19 protein-coding genes are annotated in these 20224 nt (G+C 69.9%); 13 read left to right on the top strand and 6 right to left on the bottom strand.

Annotated elements, in window-relative coordinates; all coding sequences use genetic code 11:
• Positions 1–198 precede the first annotated feature (198 nt).
• The 13 genes from JHL17_RS15840 to JHL17_RS15780 all read left to right on the top strand — a co-directional run bounded on the left by JHL17_RS15840 (position 199) and on the right by JHL17_RS15780 (position 14707).
• Positions 199–1947, top strand: a complete 1749-nt coding sequence (locus JHL17_RS15840; protein WP_200194499.1) for an ABC transporter ATP-binding protein — start codon at positions 199–201, stop codon at positions 1945–1947.
• A 176-nt stretch (positions 1948–2123) separates the two neighbouring features.
• The gene (locus JHL17_RS15835) at positions 2124–4058 is read left to right on the top strand and encodes an ABC transporter substrate-binding protein (protein WP_345773824.1); all 1935 of its coding nucleotides are present in this window, start codon (positions 2124–2126) and stop codon (positions 4056–4058) included.
• A gap of 6 nt (positions 4059–4064) precedes the next feature.
• On the top strand, positions 4065–5096 hold the full coding sequence (locus tag JHL17_RS15830; protein WP_200194498.1) for an ABC transporter permease: 1032 nt from the start codon (positions 4065–4067) through the stop codon (positions 5094–5096).
• A gap of 23 nt (positions 5097–5119) precedes the next feature.
• Complete coding sequence (locus JHL17_RS15825; protein ID WP_247893575.1) at positions 5120–6322, top strand: ABC transporter permease; 1203 nt, start codon at positions 5120–5122, stop codon at positions 6320–6322.
• A gap of 391 nt (positions 6323–6713) precedes the next feature.
• A complete protein-coding gene (locus JHL17_RS15820) occupies positions 6714–8027 on the top strand; it encodes a glycosyltransferase family protein (RefSeq protein ID WP_200194495.1) in 1314 nt (437 codons plus the stop codon).
• A gap of 50 nt (positions 8028–8077) precedes the next feature.
• On the top strand, positions 8078–9349 hold the full coding sequence (locus tag JHL17_RS15815; protein ID WP_247893574.1) for a glycosyltransferase family 4 protein: 1272 nt from the start codon (positions 8078–8080) through the stop codon (positions 9347–9349).
• Positions 9346–10461 carry a glycosyltransferase family 4 protein gene (locus JHL17_RS15810; protein WP_345773823.1) on the top strand — a complete coding sequence of 372 codons (1116 nt, stop codon included), beginning with the start codon at positions 9346–9348 and terminating at the stop codon, positions 10459–10461. Before JHL17_RS15815 ends, JHL17_RS15810 begins: the two co-directional genes overlap by 4 nt.
• The gene (locus JHL17_RS15805) at positions 10458–11177 is read left to right on the top strand and encodes a histidine phosphatase family protein (RefSeq protein ID WP_200194493.1); all 720 of its coding nucleotides are present in this window, start codon (positions 10458–10460) and stop codon (positions 11175–11177) included. Before JHL17_RS15810 ends, JHL17_RS15805 begins: the two co-directional genes overlap by 4 nt.
• Positions 11174–12319, top strand: a complete 1146-nt coding sequence (locus JHL17_RS15800) for a glycosyltransferase family protein (RefSeq protein ID WP_200194492.1) — start codon at positions 11174–11176, stop codon at positions 12317–12319. Before JHL17_RS15805 ends, JHL17_RS15800 begins: the two co-directional genes overlap by 4 nt.
• Complete coding sequence (locus tag JHL17_RS15795; protein ID WP_200194491.1) at positions 12316–13065, top strand: polysaccharide deacetylase family protein; 750 nt, start codon at positions 12316–12318, stop codon at positions 13063–13065. Before JHL17_RS15800 ends, JHL17_RS15795 begins: the two co-directional genes overlap by 4 nt.
• Positions 13066–13100: 35 nt before the next feature.
• Complete coding sequence (locus JHL17_RS15790; RefSeq protein ID WP_200194490.1) at positions 13101–13556, top strand: DUF4952 domain-containing protein; 456 nt, start codon at positions 13101–13103, stop codon at positions 13554–13556.
• 91 nt (positions 13557–13647) lie between these two features.
• Positions 13648–14112, top strand: a complete 465-nt coding sequence (locus JHL17_RS15785; protein ID WP_200194488.1) for an HD domain-containing protein — start codon at positions 13648–13650, stop codon at positions 14110–14112.
• Positions 14113–14182: 70 nt separating this feature from the next.
• Positions 14183–14707 carry a DUF1697 domain-containing protein gene (locus tag JHL17_RS15780; RefSeq protein ID WP_200194487.1) on the top strand — a complete coding sequence of 175 codons (525 nt, stop codon included), beginning with the start codon at positions 14183–14185 and terminating at the stop codon, positions 14705–14707.
• A gap of 711 nt (positions 14708–15418) precedes the next feature.
• Here the strand turns inward: JHL17_RS15780 and JHL17_RS15775 are convergent.
• From JHL17_RS15775 to JHL17_RS15750, 6 genes are all read right to left on the bottom strand, one after another.
• Positions 15419–16723: a DEAD/DEAH box helicase gene (locus JHL17_RS15775; RefSeq protein WP_211113433.1), complete on the bottom strand. Its 1305-nt coding sequence runs from the start codon at positions 16721–16723 to the stop codon at positions 15419–15421.
• 402 nt (positions 16724–17125) lie between these two features.
• The gene (locus JHL17_RS15770; RefSeq protein ID WP_247893573.1) at positions 17126–17560 is read right to left on the bottom strand and encodes a DUF6481 family protein; all 435 of its coding nucleotides are present in this window, start codon (positions 17558–17560) and stop codon (positions 17126–17128) included.
• Between the two features lie 101 nt (positions 17561–17661).
• A complete protein-coding gene (locus JHL17_RS15765) occupies positions 17662–17871 on the bottom strand; it encodes a cold-shock protein (protein ID WP_200194486.1) in 210 nt (69 codons plus the stop codon).
• A gap of 409 nt (positions 17872–18280) precedes the next feature.
• Positions 18281–18682, bottom strand: coding sequence for a nuclear transport factor 2 family protein (locus JHL17_RS15760; protein WP_200194485.1), 402 nt, complete (start codon positions 18680–18682; stop codon positions 18281–18283).
• 59 nt (positions 18683–18741) lie between these two features.
• The gene (locus JHL17_RS15755) at positions 18742–19341 is read right to left on the bottom strand and encodes an NADPH-dependent F420 reductase (RefSeq protein WP_200194484.1); all 600 of its coding nucleotides are present in this window, start codon (positions 19339–19341) and stop codon (positions 18742–18744) included.
• A gap of 31 nt (positions 19342–19372) precedes the next feature.
• On the bottom strand, positions 19373–20128 hold the full coding sequence (locus JHL17_RS15750) for an SDR family oxidoreductase (RefSeq protein WP_200194482.1): 756 nt from the start codon (positions 20126–20128) through the stop codon (positions 19373–19375).
• Between the last annotated feature and the right edge of the window lie 96 nt (positions 20129–20224).

Below are 20224 nucleotides of genomic sequence, written 5' to 3'. Positions count from 1 at the left end.
TGGAATGACCGCAATGGGGCCGAGGCGCCAGGGATCCCCTCTCCCCCCCGGGGAGAGGGTTAGGGTGAGGGGGATGCATGGCGTGGCTATCCCGAGAATCCTCACAGTGCCTCCCCCTCACCCCGCCCCTCTCCCCGGGGGGGAGAGGGGGATACCCTCCTGGTCGCACCGATACGCGACCAGCCTGGAGACCCAAAGATGCTGAAGGTTGAGGGCCTGACGATCCGCTTCCGCAACGCCCCCCGCCCGGTGGTCGACGGCGTCGGCTTCTCCGTCGGGGCCGGGCAGAGCGTGGCGCTGGTCGGCGAATCCGGCTCGGGCAAGACGCTGACCTGCCGCAGCATCCTCGGCATCCTGCCGCGTGGCGCGTCGGTCACCGCCGGCTCGATCCAGTTCGGCCATGGCGACGAGGCGGTCGACCTGCTGCGGCTGTCATCGTCCGGCCTGCGCGACATCCGCGGCAGCCGCATCTCGATGATCTTCCAGGAACCGATGAGCGCGCTGTCGCCGCTGCACACCATCGGCGACCAGACGATGGAGGTGCTGCGGCTGCACGGCGCCTGCAACCGCAGCAGCGCGCGCGCGCGCTGCCTCGCCATGTTCGAGCGGGTCGGCTTCCCCGATCCGGTGCGCGCCTTCCGCTCCTATCCGTTCCAGCTGTCGGGCGGCCTGCGCCAGCGCGCGATGATCGCCATGGCGATGGTCGCCCGCCCGCAGTTGCTGATCGCCGACGAGCCGACCACCGCGCTCGACGTCACCCTCCAGGCCCAGGTGCTGGCGCTGATCAAGGAGCTGCAGGGCGAGACCGGCATGGCGGTCCTGCTGGTCACCCACGATCTCGGCGTCGTCGCCAACATGGCCGACGCCGTGGTGGTGATGCGGGCCGGCCGGGTGATGGAATCGGGGGCTTGCGCCGACGTGCTCGGCCGGCCGCTGCACGGCTACACCCGCAAGCTGATGGCCGCCGCCCCCTCCATCCCCGAGATGACCGGCGCGCAGGCCCCCGGCGCGGTGCGCGACGCCATCCTGGAATTCCACGGCGTCGCCAAGACCTACGAGCGCGGCAATGTCCGCATCCGCGCGCTCGACGGCGTCGACCTGTCGGTCGGCCGCGGCGAGACGCTGGCCATCGTCGGCGAGTCAGGATCGGGCAAGACGACGCTGGCGCGGCTCGCCATGCTGGCGGAGCGGCCGGATCCCGGTGGCCGCCTGCTGTTCCGCGTCGCCGCCGGGGAACCGCCGCTCGACCTTCTCTCCGCCGCCGGGCCGGAGCTGACCGCCTACCGCCGCCGGGCCCAGATGGTGTTCCAGGACCCCTACGCCTCGCTCAGCCCACGGATGAGCGTCGGCGAGATCATCGCCGAGCCGCTGGCGATCCACGGCGTCTGCGGCCGTGGCGAAGGGCGCGAGCGGGTGCGGGCGCTGATGGCGCAGGTCGGCCTCGACCCCGCCTGGGCCAACCGCTATCCGCACGCCTTCTCCGGCGGCCAGCGCCAGCGCATCGGCATCGCCCGCGCCCTGGCGCTCGACCCCCAGCTGCTGATCTGCGACGAGCCGACCTCGGCGCTCGACGTGTCGGTCCAGGCCCAGGTGCTCGACCTGCTGGAATCGATCAAGCAGCGGCTCGGCCTCAGCCTGATGTTCATCTCGCACGATCTGGCGGTGGTGGCGCGGCTGGCCGACCGCGTCGCGGTGATGCGCGCCGGCCGGGTGATGGAGGAGGCGCCGCCCGCCATCCTGTTCTCCGCCCCGCTGCACCCCTACACCCGCGCGTTGATCGCCGCCTCGCCGGAACCGGACGTCAGCCGTCCCATCGACATCGCCACCGTGGCGCTCGGCGCCGGCCGTCCCGATTTGTGGCCCGAACCCTTCCGCCCCACCCCCGACGGCGCGCCCCCTCCGCTGGTGGAGGCCGCGCCCGGCCATTTCGTGAGGCGAGCGGCATGAGCAGGCACTTTCCAATCTCCGGGGCCTCTCACCCTCTCCCCCCCGGGGAGAGGGAAGGGGTCCACCGCTCTGCGGTGGGAAGGGTGAGGGGGACGCGCGGCGGTCCTTTCACAAAGCTCCTGCAACGCATCCCCCTCACCCTGACCCTCTCCCCGGGGGGGAGAGGGAAATGGGCGGTGATCGCGCAAATCCTCCTCCTGACGCTCGCCCCCCCCGCCGCCGCCGCGTCCTTCAGCCCGCAGGATCCGCCGATGCTGGCGGATCAAGTGCGCTACGGCCTCATCCCCCCCGTCCGCCAGCGCATGCCGGACGAGCCGCTGATCGTCGACCTGGAGGCCAAGGGCCGCGACCTCGGCCGCTCCGGCGGCTGGATCCGCAGCTTCATCACCCAGCGGCGCAACAGCCGCATCGCCGTGCTCTACGGCTATGCCCGGATGGTCGGCTACACCGCCAAGCGGGAGATCGTGCCCGACATCCTCAAGGATCTGACGGTGGTGGACGGCCGCGACTTCACCCTGACCCTGCGGGCCGGCCACCGCTGGTCCGACGGCGCCCCCTTCACCAGCGACGACATCCGCTACTGGTGGGAGGACGTCGCCAACAATCCCATGCTGTCGCCGTCCGGCCCGCCGCGCTTCATGCTGGTGGACGGCAAGCCGCCGGAGGTCAGCTTCCCCGACGCGGTCACCGCCCGCTTCCGCTGGCAGGAGCCGAACCCCTATTTCCTGCCGGCGCTCGCCTCCGCCCGGCCGCCCTTCATCGCCCGCCCGGCCCATTACCTGAAGCGCTTCCACGCCCGCTACACCGGCGAGGCCGAGATGGCGCCGCTGCTCGCCAGGTACAAGGTGCGCAACTGGGCGGCCCTGCACAACGCGCTCGACGACATGTTCCGGATGGAGAACCCGGACGAGCCGACGCTCCAGCCCTGGATGGCGATCTCCAAGGGCACCGGCACCCACCTGCTGTTCCAGCGCAACCCCTACTATCACCGCTTCGACAGCCGCGGCATGCAGTTGCCCTATGCCGACGGGCTGGACGTGACGGTGATGGCCGGCGGGCTGATTCCGGCCCAGGTCGCCACCGGCAAGGCCGACCTCCAGGCCGAGGGGCTGACCTTCTCGCAGGTGCCGGTACTGGTCTCGGGCGAGCGGGCGGGCGACTACCGCACCCTGCTGTGGCCGGAGGGCAAGGCGGCGGAGATCGCCCTCTACCCCAACCTGAACTACAACGACCCGGTCTGGCGCAGCCTGCTGCGCGACGTCCGCTTCCGCCGCGCCCTGTCGATGGGCATCGACCGCCGCATCATCAACCGCTCGCTCTTCTTCGGGCTGGCGCAGGAGAGCGGCGTCGACGTGCTGCCGAGCAGCCCGCTGTTCAAGCCGGAACGCAACGGCATCTGGACCGGCTACGACCCCAAGCGGGCGGCGGCCCTGCTCGACGAGATCGGGCTGAAGCGCAAGCGCGGCGAACTGTACCGCGAACTGCCGGACGGCCGTCCGCTGGAGGTGATCGTCGAGACCGCCGGCGAGAAGCCGGAGATTTCCGACGCCTTGCAGATCATCGCCGAGACCTGGCGCGACGTCGGCGTCCGGCTGCTGATGCGCACGGTGGACCGCGACGTGCTGCGCAACCGGGTCTATGCCGGCCAGACGATGATGGCGGTGTGGGGCGGCTGGGACAACGGCATCCCCGACCCCGACAGCATCCCGGAGGAGCTGGCGCCGATGACCCAGGAGAATTTCAGCTGGCCGAAATGGGGGCAGTATTACCAGACCTCCGGCAGCGCCGGCGAACCGATCGACATGCCAATCCCGCAGGAGCTGATGGACATCGCCCGCCGCTGGCGCCACACCACCGACGAGACCGAGCGGCGCGCCCTGTGGTCGGCGCTGCTCGACATCCACGCCGACCAGATCTTCGCCATCGGCGTGGTTTCGAAGACGCCGCAGCCCATCGCCGTCACCAACCGGCTGCACAACGTCCCGGACAAGGGGCTGTGGCTGTGGGATCCCGGCGCCTATCTCGGCGTCTACCGGCCCGACGAGTTCTTTTTCGTTGACGCCCGCCCGGCCGATCCCGAGCCGGCCGGCATCCATCGCCGGGAGGACTGACCGCCCATGCTGCGCTTCATCCTGCACCGGCTGCTGGTGATGGTGCCGACGCTGCTGGTGGTGTCGATGCTGATCTTCATCGTCATCAACCTGCCGCCCGGCGACTATCTGTCCAACCAGATCGCCGAGCTGCGCGCCACCGGCCAGGAGGCCGGCCTGGCGAAGGCCGAGTTCCTGCGCCACGAATATTCGCTCGACCGCCCGCTGCCCGAGCAATACCTGGTCTGGATCGGGGTCTGGCCGGGGCCGAACGGCTTCCATGGCCTGCTCCAGGGCGAGCTCGGCTGGTCCTTCGAGTTCAACAAGCCGGTGGTGGACGTGGTGGGGGAGACGTTGTGGTTCACCGTCATCCTCAACCTCGCCGCCGTGCTGTTCGTCTATCTGGTGTCCTTCCCGCTGGGGTCGCTGGCGGCGATCCGCGCCAACAGCTGGGTCGACTACCTCGCCGCCGCCGTCGGCTATATCGGGCTGGCGACGCCGAACTTCCTGCTGGCGCTGATCCTGCTCTATTACGGGCAGAAATGGCTGGGCCTGCCGATCGGCGGGCTGGTCGACGCGAAATACGAGGACCAGCCGCTGAGCTGGGCCAAGGCCGGCTCTGTGCTGGAGCATCTGATCGTGCCCACCATCGTCATCGGGCTGTCCGGCACCGCCGCCATGGTGCGGCGCCTGCGCGCCAACCTGCTGGATGAGCTGGGCAAGCCCTATGTCGTCACCGCCAAGGCCAAGGGCGTGCCGCCGCTGCGCCGGCTGACGCGCTATCCGCTGCGCATGGCGCTGAACCCCTTCGTCTCCGACATCGGCTCGCTGCTGCCGTCGCTGGTGTCGGGATCGGTGCTGATCTCCGTCGTGCTGAGCCTGCCGACCATCGGCCCGGCCCTGCTGGAGGCGCTGCGGGCACAGGACATCTTCCTGTCCGGCTTCATCCTGATGTTCATCTCGCTGCTGGTGCTGGTCGGCATGCTGGTCTCCGACATCGCGCTCGCCCTGCTCGACCCCCGCATCCGCCTCGGCAAGGCGAGGAAGGCCCAATCATGAAAGAGGGCATGAAAGAGGGGGGCATGAAGGAAGGAGGACCGAAGGATCCGGCCATGAGCGGCGGCATGAGCGGCGGCAGCTGGGACCATTACGTCGACGACCGGCCCTATCCCGATCCGGCGGCGGCGGACGCGCCGGCCACCCGCTTCGACGCGCACGCCTCCACCGGGCGGCTGATGCTGCGCCGCTTCCTGCGCCATCGGCTGGCGGTGCTGGGGGCGCTGTTCCTCGTGCTGTCCTATCTCAGCCTGCCCTTCGTCGATTTCCTGGTGCCCTACGGCGCCAACGAGCGCGACGTCGAGCATCTCTACGCCCCGCCGCAGGGCATCCACCTGTTCCACGAGGGCAGCTTCGTCGGTCCTTTCGTCTACCCGACCACCGGCCATCCCGACCTGAAGGACTATCGCTGGCGCTACGAGACGGACCTGAGTCGGCCGATGCCGCTGCAGTTCCTCTGCCCCGGCGCGCCCTACCGCTTCCTGGGGCTGGTGGAATCGCGGGTCCGGCTGGTCTGCCCGCCGCCGGGCGCCTCGCTGCATCTGCTGGGCACCGACCGGCTGGGTCGCGACATGCTGTCGCGCCTCGCCATCGGGGCGCAGCTGTCGCTGACCGTCGGGCTGCTCGGCATCGCCGTATCCTTCGCCATCGGCATCACGCTGGGCGGCATGGCGGGCTATTTCGGCGGCTGGATCGACGCCGGGGTTCAGCGCCTGTCGGAGATCCTGAAATCCCTGCCGGAACTGCCGCTGTGGCTGGCGCTGTCCGCCGCGGTGCCGGCGCAATGGAGCCCGGTGACGGTGTTCCTGTGCATCTCCGTCATCCTCGGCCTGCTCGACTGGCCGTCGCTGGCCCGCGCCGTGCGCTCGCGCTTCCTGGCGCTCCGCGAGGAGGATTTCGTCATGGCGGCGGAGCTGATGGGCGCCAGCCCGGCGCGCATCATCCGCCGCCACCTGCTGCCCAACTTCACCAGCCACCTGCTCGCCAGCGCCACCCTGTCGATCCCGGCGATGATCCTGGGCGAAACGGCACTGTCCTTCCTGGGGCTCGGCCTACGCCCGCCGGCGACCAGCTGGGGGGTGATGCTGAACGACGCCCAGAACCTCATGGCCGTGGAAACCTATCCGTGGGTGTCATTGCCGATGCTACCGGTGATTCTGGTAGTCTTGTCCTTCAACTTCTTCGGCGACGGGCTGCGCGACGCCCTGGATCCCTATCATGGCGACTGACCCGTCGCCCTTGGCTGGGGGCAATCGCATATGGCCCTCGTATTCCTTGGAAGGGACTTCCGTCATCCCCGCGAAGGCGGGGATGACGGGGTTTCATTGGAAGGAACATGGTCTTCATGTGCATTCGCAAGTCCCCGGCAGGCGGAGAGCCTTGCAGCATCTTGTTGATCATATATCAGAACACATAAGGTGGTTGCCCTCACCCTGCCGGAAGTCATATTGATGCGCGGCAGGATCCATGTGAGGGGTTTCGTCCAGGCTGGAGCCTTGCCGCCGATGCCTGGACGCATCCGCAACCACCGGCGCCGAACCGGTTCCAAAGACAAGTACAGCGATCTGTTCCACAACGGATTGTCGGTTCCGAAGCATTGCTGAAGCGGAGTGTCCGAGCATGCACCAGCCCCAGCCGTCCCTTCGGTCCATCCATCCCGACCGGACGCCGCCGCGTATCCTGCTCTACAGCCACGACACCTTCGGGCTGGGCCATCTGCGGCGGTCGCGGACGATCGCCCAGGCCCTGGTCTCGGCCTTCCCCGACGCCTCGGCGCTGATCCTCACCGGCTCGCCGGTCGCCGGCCGCTTCGACTTCCCCGAGCGGGTCGACCATGTCCGCCTGCCCGGCGTGGTGAAGCTGCCGGACGGCGGCTATACCGCCCGCAACCTCGGCCTGCCGATCGAGGAAACCACCGCGATCCGGGCGGAGATCATCCGCGCCACCGCCCGCGCCTTCCGCCCGACGCTGGCGATCGTCGACAAGGAGCCGACCGGCCTGCACGGCGAGTTCCTGCCGGCGCTGGAGGAGATGCGGGCGGCCGGCAACACCCGCGTGGTGCTCGGCCTGCGCGACGTGCTGGACGCCCCGGAAGCCCTCCAGCCGGAGTGGGAGCGCAAGGAGGCGGTCGCCGCCATCGAGCGCTATTACGACCAGCTCTGGATCTACGGCCTGCCGGAGGTCTACCACCCGCTCGACGGCCTCGACCTGCCGGACGGGATCGCGGCGCGGCTGCGCTACACCGGCTATCTGCGGCGCGAGCCGACGGAGGGCGGCGGTGCCGTCCAGGCCGCGGACTCGCCGATGGCCGCCCCCTATGTGCTGGTGACGCCCGGCGGCGGCGGCGACGGGGCGGCCCTGGTCGACTGGACCATCGCCGCCTATGAATCCGACCCCGGGCTCGCCCCCGGCGCCCTGATCGTCTACGGCCCCTTCCTGGAGGATGCCCGCCGCCAGGAGTTCGCCGCCCGCATCCGCCGGCTGAAGGGCAGGGTGGAGACCATCAACTTCCATTCCCGCATGGAGGATCTCTATGCCGGGGCCATCGGCGTGGTGGCGATGGGCGGCTACAACACCTTCTGCGAGATCCTGTCCTTCGACAAGCCGTCGGTGCTGGCCCCGCGCACCCGCCCCCGGCTGGAACAGCGCATCCGCGCCGAGGCGGCGGAGGCGCTCGGCCTGCTGCGCACCCTGGACTGCGACCGCGACGGCGCCGACCCGCGGACGATGGCCGGCGCCATCCGCGCCCTGTCCAGCCAGCCGCCGCCTTCGGCCAGCCCGCTGCCCGGCCTGCTCGGCGGGCTGGAGCGCATCGTCGAGCTGACCCGTGAGGTTCTGGGAGCCGACCCGGTGGCCGACCATTCCACCCCCGTCACCCCGATCCGCCGGGCGGCGGAACGGCTGTCCCGCGCAATGGCGGGCAAGCGCGCATGACCGACGGGGGAACGGACGGCCGGACACCGTCCCACCGATATCCAGCCGATATGCAGTCGAAAGCCGTGCCGTTGAAGATCGCCCCCCTGAAGATCGCCGTGGTGGTGAAGGGCTATCCCCGCCTGTCGGAGACCTTCATCGCGCAGGAGCTTCTGGCCCTCCAGCAGCGCGGCATCGATCTGGCGATCTGGTCGCTGCGCCATCCGACCGACAGCCGCCGCCACGCCCTGCACGACCGCATCACCGCCCCGGTGCATTACCTGCCGGAATATCTGCGCGACGAGCCGCGCCGCGTCTTGCAGGCGCTCGGCCGCCTGATCCTCCGCCATCCGGCCGGGCTGGCGCGCACGGCGGCGGCGTGGCTGCGCGACCTGATGCGCGACCGCACCGCCAACCGTGGCCGCCGCTTCGGCCAAGCCCTGGTCCTGGCGGCGGAACTGCCGGCCGACATACCCTTCCTCTATGCCCATTTCCTGCACACCCCGGCCTCGGTCGGGCGCTATGCCGCGTCGATCCGCGGCATCGGCTGGGGCTTCTCCGCCCATGCCAAGGACATCTGGACGACGCCGGAATGGGAGAAGCGCGAGAAGCTGGCAGACGCCCGCTTCGGCGCCACCTGCACCGCCGTCGGCGCGGCGCATCTGCGCGGTCTGGCCGCCGATCCGGCGCGCATCGACCTCGTCTATCACGGCCTCGACCTCTCGCGCTTCCCCGACCCGCCGGACCGGGCAACCGTCCCGCCGCGCGACGGCTCCACCTCCGAGCGCGCGGTGGAGATCCTGTCGGTCGGCCGGCTGGTGGAGAAGAAGGGCTACGACCGGCTGCTCGACGCGCTGGCGATGCTGCCGGACGGGCTGCACTGGCGGCTGGTCCATATCGGCTCCGGCGACCTCAAGCAGGCCCTGCGCGCCCAGGCCGAACGGCTGGGATTGTCGGACCGCATCGAATGGCGCGGCGCCCAGGATCAGGCGGCGGTGATCGCGGCGTTGCGCCATGCCGACCTGTTCGTTCTGACCAGCGTGGTGGCTGGCGACGGCGACCGCGACGGCCTGCCCAACGTGCTGATGGAGGCGGCGAGCCAGCGCCTCGCCATCCTGTCCACCGCGGTGTCGGCCATCCCGGAATTCATCACCGACGGCACCCACGGCCTGCTGACCGACGGCACCCCGCCCGCCATCGCCGCCGCCCTGGAACGGCTCGTCACCGACCCGCCCCTGCGCTCGGCGCTGGGCGAGGCCGCCCATGGCCGGCTGCGCGCCGAGTTCGGCATGACCGCCGGCATCGACCGCCTCGTCCGCCGGCTGGAGGAGGCCGCGGCGTGACCGCAAGCCGGATCGACTTTCCCCACATTGCTTTCTACGCTCCGCTGAAACCGGTCGACCACCCGATCCCCTCCGGCGACCGCCAGATGGCTCGGCTGATCCTGCGCGCGCTGGAAGCGACCGGCCCGGGCCCGGTGGAGGTGGCGAGCGGCCTGCGCGCCTATGACGGCGCCGGCGATCCCGCCGCGCAGGCCCGCCTGACCGCCGCCGCCGTCGCCGAACGTGACCGCCTGCTGTCGCTCTACGCCGCCGAGCCGGCCCGCCGCCCGGCGCTGTGGCTCAGCTACCATGTCTATTACAAGGCCCCCGACCTGATCGGGCCCGCCATCGCCGGCAGCCTCGGCATCCCCTATGTCGTGGTGGAAGCGACCCGCGCCCGCAAGCGCCTGACCGGCCCCTGGTCCGCCTTCGCCGCCGCCGCCGAGACCGCCATCGAAGCGGCGGACCTCGTGCTCTGCGTCAGCGCCCGCGACCGTCAGGCGGTGGAGGCCTATGCCCCGCCCGGCCAGCAGGTGGCGATGCTCCCGCCCTTCCTCGACCTGCCGCCGGCCGTCGAGCGCAGCGGCCCGAGCGCGCCGCCGCGCCTGCTGACCGTCGCCATGATGCGGCCGGGCGACAAGCTGGCCTCCTACCGCTTGCTGGCCGAGGCCCTGCATCTTCTCCCCACCCGGCCTTGGACGCTCGACGTCGTCGGCGACGGCCCGGCGGCGGCGGAGGTATCGGCCCTGTTCGCCCCCTTCGGCCCGCGGGTGACCATCCACGGCGCCTGCGCCCCCGCCGACCTCGCCGCCCATTATCGCGCCGCCGACCTGCTGGTCTGGCCCGGCCTGAACGAAGCCTTCGGCATGGTTTATCTGGAGGCGCAGGGTCATGGGCTTCCCGTGCTCGCCGTCGACAATGCCGGCACCGGCACCGTCATCCGCGATGGCGTGGGCGGCCGCCTGACCGGCCCGGCCCGCCAAGATTTCGCTGCCGCGCTGTCCGCCCTGCTGGCCGACCCGCCGGCCTTGCGCAGGCTCGGCCACAGCGCCCGCGCCCATGTCGAGGCCCATCACGGCCTGCCGGCGGCGGCGGAGCGGCTGCGCGGCTTGCTGACCGGCCTGATGCCATGATCCGCTTGGCTTTCCTGCGCCACGGCGTCACCGGCTGGAACCGCGAGGGCCGCATCCAGGGCCGCACCGACATCCCCCTCGACCCAGAGGGTCGCGACCGCCTCGCCAGCCTGACCCTGCCGGAGCCTTGGCGCGACGCCACGCTGCACGCCAGCCCGCTGTCGCGCGCCGTGGAGACCGCAACCCTCCTCGTTCCCGGCCGCCCGGTCCACACCGATCCCCGCCTGATTGAGATGGATTGGGGCGCCTGGGAGGGACTGCGCGGTCTCGACCTGCGCGCCGCCCCCGCCAGCGGCTACCGCGACCTCGAACACTGGGGCTGGGACTTCCGCCCCCCCGGCGGCGAAAGCCCAGCCGATGTGCGAGAGCGGTTGACGGGGTGGTTGGAGAACCTGCTCCCCCTCTCCCCCCAGACCCAATCCCCTCTCCCCCCTGGGGAGAGGGTTAGGGTGAGGGGGTCGCGCGGCAAGGATTCTCGGGATAGCCACGCAACGCATCCCCCTCACCCCGACCCTCTCCCCGGGGGGGAGAGGGAGACCCACCTCGTCGTCACCCACATCGGCGTGATCCGCGTCGCTCTGGCGCTCGCCTGGGGCTGGGACTTCCGCGGCCCGCCGCCGGTGCCGGTCAAGCGCCACCGCCTCTACGCCATGACGCTGACCGCCGACGGCACGCTCCACCCGGCCGGACGCAAGGAGGGGGAGCGCCTGTCATGAAGCTGCTGATCGCCGTCACCCACCTGCTCGGCACCGGCCATCTCAGCCGCGCGCTGGCCCTGGCCGAGGCCTTCGCCGCCCGCGGCTGGAGCGTCGATCTGGTCAGCGGCGGCCGTCCCGCCCCCCATCTCGGAACCGGGAACGCCACCCTGCACCAGCTGCCGCCGCTGGCAAGCGACGGCGCCGACTTCGCCACCCTGCTGGCCGCCGACGGCGGCCCCGCCGATGCCGGCCTGTTCGACGCGCGCCGGGCGATGCTGACCGGCCTGCTCGACACGCTGCGCCCCGACGTGCTGGTCACCGAACTGTTCCCGTTCGGCCGCCGCGCGCTCGCCCCCGAGTTCGACGCCCTGCTGGAGCGCGCCCGCGCCCTGCCACGGCCGCCGCTGACGCTCGCCTCGGTCCGCGACATCCTGGCGCCGCCCTCCAAGCCGAAGCGGGTGGCCGAGACCGAAGACCGCCTCCTGCACTTCTACGACGGCGTGCTGGTCCATTCCGATCCCGCCGTGGTGCCGCTGGAGGACAGCTGGCCGCTGACCCCGGCGATGAAGCCGCTGCTGCTCTATACCGGCTTCGTCGTTCCGCCGCCGCCCGCACCGGACGGCGGTATGGACGGGCAGGGCGAAATCCTGGTCACCGCCGGCGGCGGCCCGGTCGGTCGCCCGGTCTTCGAAACGGCAGCGCTTTGCGCCGCCTCCGCCGCCCTGCCGCAGCGCTGGCGCCTCTTGGTGGCGAAGGGCGACGCCGCGTTGGCCGACCGGCTGCGCGCCATCGCCCCGGCCGATCGGCTGGTGGTGGAGCCGGTGCGCCCCGACTTCCGCGCCCTGCTGACCCGCGCCGCCGCCACGGTCGGCCGCTGCGGCTACAACACCGCGCTCGACTGCCTGACGGCGGGCGTGCCCAGCGTCTTCTGCCCCTTCGAGGACGGCAAGGAGGTCGAACAGACCATCCGCGCCGCCATCCTGGCCCGCCGCCCCGGCATCGCCACCCTGCGCGAGGCCGACCTCACCCCCGACAGCCTCGCCCGAGCCCTAAGGTCGGTGCTCGGCGCCCGCATTCCGCCGCTCAGCCCCCATTCCCTGGCCGGTGCCGCGCGCAGCGTGGAGATCGTCGAGGCCCTGCTGGCGGAGAAGACATCATGACGAGTTGGACCGCCGTACACGAAGAACTGGCGCGCTGGACCGACCTCGGCCGCTGCTGCGCCCTCTGGCTGCGCGACGATGACGCGGTGGCCGCCGGCCCGCAGCTCGACCGCCTGCTCCAGCGTTGCGCCCAGGCGAACATCCCCCTCGGCCTCGCCGTCATCCCGGCCGACGCCGAGCCGTCGCTCGCCCAGGCGCTGGCCGGCCACGCCTTCGTCACCCCCCTGGTCCACGGCTGGTCGCACGCCGACCACGCCGCCCCCGGCCGAAAGAAGTGCGAGTTCGGCCCCGAACGTCCGCCCGAGGTCCGGCAGGCGGAGGCCGAACGCGGCCTGTCCACCCTGCGCCCCCTGTTCGGCCGCCGCCTGCTGCCGCTGTTCGTCCCGCCCTGGAACCGCATGGCCCCTGACATGCCGGCCCGTCTGGCCGCCGCCGGCTACCGCGCCGTCTCCGCCTTCGGCCCGGCCCCGGCGCCCAGGGACGGCATCGCCTGGGTGAACACCCATCTCGACCTGATCGACTGGCGCGGCAGCCGCTCCGCCGTGCCGCTGGACGCGCTGCTCGATCTGCTGTGCCGCGAGTTGCGCGAGCGCCGCGAGGGCCGGCGGCCCCCCGGCGAACCCATCGGCCTGCTGACCCACCACCGCGTGCATGACGCGGCGATCTGGGATCTGCTGGACCGCCTGCTCGACCGGCTGACCGGCCATCCGGCGCTGGAATGGCCGGCGGTCGACGAGTTGGTGTGACGACATGGCGGGGAACGGGCATGCGGGATAGACGAATGAAGCAGACCCTTCAGGGGAAGACAGCATGTCTGGTGGCTTGCTTCGTCATCGGCTTTTCCAACCTTTCCAGTGCCTCGGCATCTGCTCCGGCTCTCATGGCGCAGGATTGCGGAGACTTTCTTGCCCGGATTTCGAAAAAGCCTCCCGACCTCGTCTATGACGGATGCGTCTATCTGCCCGATCGGCAAGGCAAGCCGCTGCAGGCGACATACCATGTGCAGGGCCGTTTCGCCGCGCGTGTGGAATCCTATTTCATGAAGGCCGTCAGGTTGGATGCCTTGAAATGGACATGCTGCCAATGGAGCTCCAGGACAAGGCAGTTCAGAAGCAAGGCGGGCACTGACTTCTCAATCACGATGTATTCGGGCGAAACGATCTTCAACAGCCGGGCGGAATGGCCGAGCATTCCCAGTTTCGAGATCATCGTGGAAGCGTTTTCAGAAGAGATCTGATGCCGCTGCCCGGGGCGGAGCCCTGTCGGCTCGATGACCGGTTTCGCCGCGCAGGATTCTCTCGATCGTGTCGCAAAAGGGAGCAACCACGATGCAGGACAGCGTTTGGTTCCGCGAGACGCTGGAGTTCGCCAAGACGCTCCACCACGGCCAGGTCGACAAGGCCGGCGCTCCCTATTGGCTGCATCTGGAACGGGTCGCCCGCCGCTTGGCCGAGCGGTTCCCCGACGCCACCAAGGCCCAGCTTCAGGCCGCCCTGCTCCACGACGCGATCGAGGATGCCGGCGCCACCGCGGACGATCTCCGCAGGGCAGGCATCGAGGAGGAGGCCATCGCCGCCATCCGGCTCGTCAGCCGCAACCTCGATCCGGACGGGACCTACCTGGAGTGGATCGGCCGGATCGCCGCCAGCGGCAACGTCACGGCGATCCGCGTCAAGCTGGCCGACAATCTGGACAACAGCGATCCCGCCCGCGCCGCCGCGATCGCCGCGGGGCCCCGGATGGTCGCCGAGAAATACGCGCCGGCTCGGGCGATCCTGGAACGGGCACTGTAGCGGGCCTTGCGATGCCGGTCTTCCGGCGATAGGACGGTCCGTACGGGACCACAGGATCGGGAGCCGCCGCATGACCGCCTACATCGCCCTGTTGCGTGCCGTCAATGTCGGCGGGACGGGCAAGCTGCCGATGAGCGACCTGAAGCATCTGTGCGAGAGGGCAGGCTTCACAGCCGTCCGGACCTACATCGCCAGCGGCAACGTCGTCTTCGACAGCGCGGCGCCGGAGGCCGGGGTCAAGGCGGCCCTCGAGGCGGAACTGCGGGCCTATGCCGGCAAGCCGGTCGGCGTGCTGGTGCGGACGGCGGCCGAGATGGCCGGGGTGCTGGCCGGCAACCCGTTTCCGGACGCGGCTCCCAACCGGACGGTTGCCATCTTCCTCGATACGGTTCCTGCCCCCGGCATCCTGGAGAGCGTGACGGGGCGGGCCGGCGAGGAGCTGCAACTCGGAGCGCGGGAGATCTACGTCCATTACGGCGACGGGATGGCCCGCTCCAAGCTGCGCATTCCCGCCGCGGAGGTGGGAACGGCGCGCAACATGAACACGGTCGCCAAGCTCGCGGTGCTGTCGGCGGAGCGCGGCGAAGCCGGTTGAGTCCGGCACCGGCCGCATCCCCCCCCCAATCGGGATAGGGGCCGGTCCACGCTGACCGGTCCCCTCCCACACCACCCGGCATGCGGGTCCGCACCGGGCGGTTCGAGGGGTTGAGGTTTCCCCATGTCCATGTCGGTCCGTCGCGGGCGGTCGGCTTCGTCGCTGTCCAGCTCGGATGAGGCTGCACCTCGTCCTCTGCTGAACCGCCCCGCTGACGCGGGCATCTGACGCAGTGCCTTCCACATCGACGGGGGCTGGGCATTCCCCCTCGTTCGGCCCTTCGGTCCGGCTTGCGCCTCACCTATCTATGGCCTCGGCTGACTTCTCGCTCCGGTTCGGGCCAGTCCCGACCCTGCCCCGTCGCCCTTTCAGGCATAAGGCGAGATCTCCTACGGTCAAGAACGCGCTCCTTCACTGCACGACCGCCGGATTTACGCCACCGATCCTTGGTCACGAGAGCTTCGCGGATCCTTGCCCGCTCGCCCTGATCGGCACCGCCTCATATCCGATTCTTGTCCATCGGCCCGCAGCTGCGATCCACGCTTCCTCCCCACGGTCGGTCACCCTTCCGCAGTTGCGCTTCACTTCGTTCGCTATGACCAGCTTACGGAGGGACTTACACCCTCAAGAACGCGCCCATGCTGGGCGCACAAGAAAACAGGCGCGGCCCCGAGGGACCGCGCCTGCTTTCATCGTCTCACCCGAACGGGGTTACCAGCGTCCGGCGCGGGCCTGCGACGGCCTGCCCTGGCCACCATCGCGCTGCCCGTCGCGCTGCCACGGCCGACCGCGACCGCCGGCAGGGCGGCCCGCCGGCCGGCCGCTGCCGCCGGAGAAGGACCGCTGCGGCTCGATGCCGGCGATCGTGTGGATCGCCAGCGTCGCGCCGGTGAAGCGTTCGATGCGGGACAGCGTGTCGCGGTCGGACCGCGACGCGAAGGACACCGCGATTCCCGATGCGCCGGCCCGGCCGGTGCGGCCGATGCGGTGGACATAGTCCTCCGCCGAGCGCGGCAGGTCGAAGTTGATGACATGGGTGATGTCGCGCACGTCGATGCCGCGGGCGGCGACGTCGGTCGCCACCAGCAGGCGGACCTGTCCGGTGCGCAGCCGCTGGAGCGTGCGGTTGCGCTTGGACTGGTCCATATCGCCGTGCAGGGCGGCGGCGGCGTGGCCGGCGGCGCTCAGCTCATGGGCCAGCGCGTCGGCGTCGCGCTTGGTCGCGGCGAAGATGATCGCCTTGCCGACTTCGTCCTGTCCGGCGATGTGCATCAGCAGCCGGCGCTTGTGGTCCATGTCGTCGGCATGGTGCAGGCGCTGCTCCACGTTGATCGCGGTGGCCTGGCTTTCGACGGCGACGCGCTCCGGATTGCGCAGCAGCTTGCCGGCGAGCTGGCTCATGCGGCGGTCCAGCGTGGCCGTGAACAGCAAGGTCTGGCGGCTGGCCTTGCAGGCATCGGCGATCCGCTCGACATCGTCGAGGAACCCCATGTCCAGCATGCGGTCCGCTTCGTCGAGGATCAGCACCTCGACGGCGCTGAGGTCGATGCGCTGGCGTTCGATGTGGTCGATCAGGCGACCGGGAGTCGCAACCACGACATCCACCGGGCGCGACAGCATGCGCAGCTGCTCGCCATACGGCATGCCGCCGACCACGTCGATGATGTTCATGCGCAGCGGCCGGGCGTATTTGCGCGCCGCCTGGGTGACCTGGCTGGCCAGCTCACGCGTCGGGGCAAGCACGAGGATGCGCGGCGCGGCGATGCCCGGAGCGGGCAAATCGGCCACGCGGGTCAGGGCCGGCAGCATGAAGGCCGCGGTCTTGCCGGTGCCGGTTTCGGCGGTGGCCAGGATGTCGCGGCCGGCCAGCGCCGACGGGATGGCCGCCGCCTGGACCGGCGTCGGCGTGGTGTAGCCATGTTCGCCCAGAGCCTGGGCGATCTTGGAATGAATGCCGAGTTCGGCGAAAGTCTGCTGCTCGGAAGCGATCTGTTCCGAAACGATCTGTTCAGACAAGGAGTGGGACCTTCCACAAGCATGACGGCACAAAGCGGACCACACCCCCGATTGGGGAATGGTCGAGCGCCGGCGATCGCGCCAGGAGGAGGTCGAAAGAGAAAGTTGCGACTTGCTGAGGAGCGCGGCAAGGCGCCACGCCATAAAACCTACCGCGTCTCTCTCAAGAGACGGTTAAGCCTCCAGCGATCAATGGGCACAGAATAGGGAAATGCGCCGCGATATCAAGTTTATTCGGCGCGCGCGAATAAAACCGGATGCTTGTCAGCCATGCGTCCGGTTTACCGCATGTTCTGTGGAGACTTGAAACGGAACGGCGAAATTTCTCCCGGCAGCCGCTTTTCATCTCCCGCCATCCAATTCGGGGCTGCCCGGCACCCAAGCCTGGCAGCCCCCGGGGCATTATCGATTTCTGGCCTTGCGGGCCGCATAGCGGGCGTCGCGGGCAGCCTTCGCCTCCGCCGCCATGGCCACTTGACGCTCGGCCTGCTCGGCCTGCTCCTGGGCGGCCTGCGCCTCGCGGGCAACCTTCTCGGCCTGTTGCGCCTGCAATGCCTCCAGCTCGGCGGCCTTGCGGGCTTCGCGAGCGGCCTGCCGTTCGGCCTCGCGGGCCTCACGGGCGATGCGCACCGCCCGCCGGGCCTCTTCCCGCTCCGCAAAGGCGGGATCGTTCACACCGGGCTGCGCCTTGAACTTCGCGAGCAGGGCCTTCTTTGCGTCCGCAGCCGTGCTCAGGCGCTCCGAAAGCCCTGCGTTCTTAAAACCGTTCATGTCTGTCCATTTCGTGAATTCGGCCGCGCCCCAAGGCAGGCCGTCTGCAAGCCTTGCATCGGGCATCAGGCTCCGGTGGGCCCGGCAGCATTCCCGGATCTCGATACAAGGATTTAGATACGAAAAAGGGCGGCCGGAGCCGCCCTTCCTTTCCGAACCCGCTGCGATTACAGCGCGCGCAGGTTCTCGGCGGCAACCTTGCCACGGCGCGGGTCGCGGATCGCGTCGAAGGAAAGCTTCTGGCCTTCCCCGAGGTTGCTGATCCCGGCGCGCTCGACGGCGGAGATGTGAACGAACACGTCAGCCGTGCCGTCCTCGGGTTGGATGAAGCCGAAGCCCTTGGTGGCGTTGAAAAACTTGACGGTACCGATAGCCATGGGTCAATTCCCTTCCTGGCGTTGCCCTGCACGATATTGGACAGGGCATCAATTCACTTCGGGAAGAGACCCAGATCCTTGTGCAGGATCAGAATAACAAAGCCCAGAGCAACGTCGACAGGCCGAAAATAAGGCATGCCCAGGCTTCTTACAAGGGAAAAATACAGCCGCATGGCAATGCGTGATTTTATTGTCGGATGACGGCCGCAGCATCAGCTCGGCATTGGTGTTTTTCGCCTGGCACCGCAGCCATACGCCGCACAAGACTGCCGAAAACCATTGCCGCCGCATGCCGAAAGACGCTTCAAGTGCGAAGCCCTTCGCATCGGACTGGAGCATGGGCTTCTCTCGGCCGTCATTCCCGCGAAAGCCGGCCGTCCCCTGCCCCCCGACGCCATTCCGGCCCGTCTCAGGCCGTCGGCGGATCGAGCAGCACCCAGAGCCTGGCGATCTTGCCGTCGGCGACGTCGGCCACGTCTGTGCCGGTCACCGCGACCGGGCCGTCGTCCGGGCCGGCTTGCCATCGCAGCGTCCCCAGGCCGTGATGCCCCACGGCGTCGCCTTCGGGCCGGAACCGGAACGCGGGCCCGAACCGCTCCAGAAGCTTGCCGGCGATCTCGGAGATCGCCGCGCGCCCTGTCACGACGGCCGCCGGTTCATACAGGATCGGATCGGCGACGAAGAGATCGGCGATGGCCGCCGCGCGCTTCCCGGCATCGCGTTCGTTGAAGACCCGCTCCAGGTTCGCGCGCAGAAGGCCGTCGTAGTCCGGCTCCCCGGATGGAGAAACCCTTTGGTCGGTCTTGGACATTGGACTCTTCCTTATCGTGGGGGGCTTTGTCGGCGGCCCGGAAGCCGCGACGGCACCGGTCAGAGTTTCACCAGATTGAGGGCGGGCAGCGGACCGCCGGGGAACTGGGTCAGGCGGCTGCCGACGGCGAGCGAACCGAGGTCGATGCCGAAGAAGCCGAGCCGGTCGATCAGGGCGCCCACCTGCGCCTTGGCGTCGGCATCGTCGCCGGAATAGAACAGCACGCGCTTGCCGCCGTCGCCGGACGGATCGCCGGAGAGCAGAGGCGGCTGGAGATGGTTGAACGCCTTCACCAGCCGCGCGCCGGGGACCAGCCCGGCGACCACCTCCGACGAGGACCGGTCGCCGAGCGGCACGGGCTTGAACAGCGGCGCCTCGATGGGATTGTTGGCGTCGACGACGATGCGCCCCGCCCAGTCGGGCAGGCCGGCGAGCGCGCCCGGCAGCTTCGACCAGTTCACCGCCACGAACACGATGTCCCGGGCCGCCGCCTCGGCCGGCGTCCCCGCCTGTATGGACGGGCCGAGTTCGGCGGCGAGCGCCGCCAGGGTCTCCGGGCCGCGGCTGTTGGCGATGACGGCGGCGATGCCCTTGGCGGCGAGCGCCGCCGCGATGGCGCGGCCGATGTTGCCGGCGCCGATGATGCCGATGCTGGTCATGGATCTTGCTCCTGCTTGGAAGGGGAGGGGATCAGGCGATCTGGCCGCCGTCGACGGTGAGGGTCGCGCCGGTGATGTAGCCGGCGTCCGGACCGGCCAGGAACGCGACCGCGGCGGCAATGTCATCGGGCTGGCCGTAGCGGCCGAGCGAGGTCATGGCGCGCAGGGCGTCGGCGTGCCCCGCGGTTTCCGGGTTCATGTCGGTGTTGATCGCGCCCGGCTGGACCAGATTGACGGTGATGCCGCGCGGGCCGAGATCGCGCGACCAGCCGCGGGTATAGGCGGACACCGCCGCCTTGGTCGCGATGTAGTCGGCGACACCAGGAAAGGCGATGCGGTCGGCGCCGGTCGTACCGATGGAAACGATCCGGCCGCCGTCGCCGAGCAACGGTGCCGCGGCCCGCACGGCCGTCGCGACGCCCTTGATGTTGATGTCGATCTGGCGGTCGAACGCGGCGATGTCCGCCGCCGGATCCCCGACCATCCCGGTGACGAAGACGCCGGCCGAATTGACGAGGATATCCAGGCGGCCGAACGTCCCATGGGCCTGCGTCACCAGGCGCTCGACATCGGCGCTCACCGCCTGGTCGGCACGGACCGCCACCGCGCGGCGGCCGAGGCTCTCGACGGACGCCACCACCGCGTCGGCTTGATCCTTGGCGTGCGAGTAGCTGAACACGACGTCCGCGCCATCCCTGGCGAGACGCTTGACGATGGCGGCGCCGATGCCACGCGAACCACCGGTTACCAGGGCGACCTTGCCGGCCAGGGGAGAAAGGCTGTTCATCGGGGAACACTCCGTCGGGTTTCGATGACGGGAGTGTCACCTTTTCGATTGCCCGTGATTAGCGGGGAATGGCTTGGATCATCTTCAAGCATCCGT

The organism is Azospirillum endophyticum, from assembly GCF_016595245.1.
In the GTDB taxonomy this organism is placed as follows: Bacteria; Pseudomonadota; Alphaproteobacteria; order Azospirillales; family Azospirillaceae; genus Azospirillum; species Azospirillum endophyticum.
This window is presented reverse-complemented; position numbering and strand designations above follow the sequence as displayed.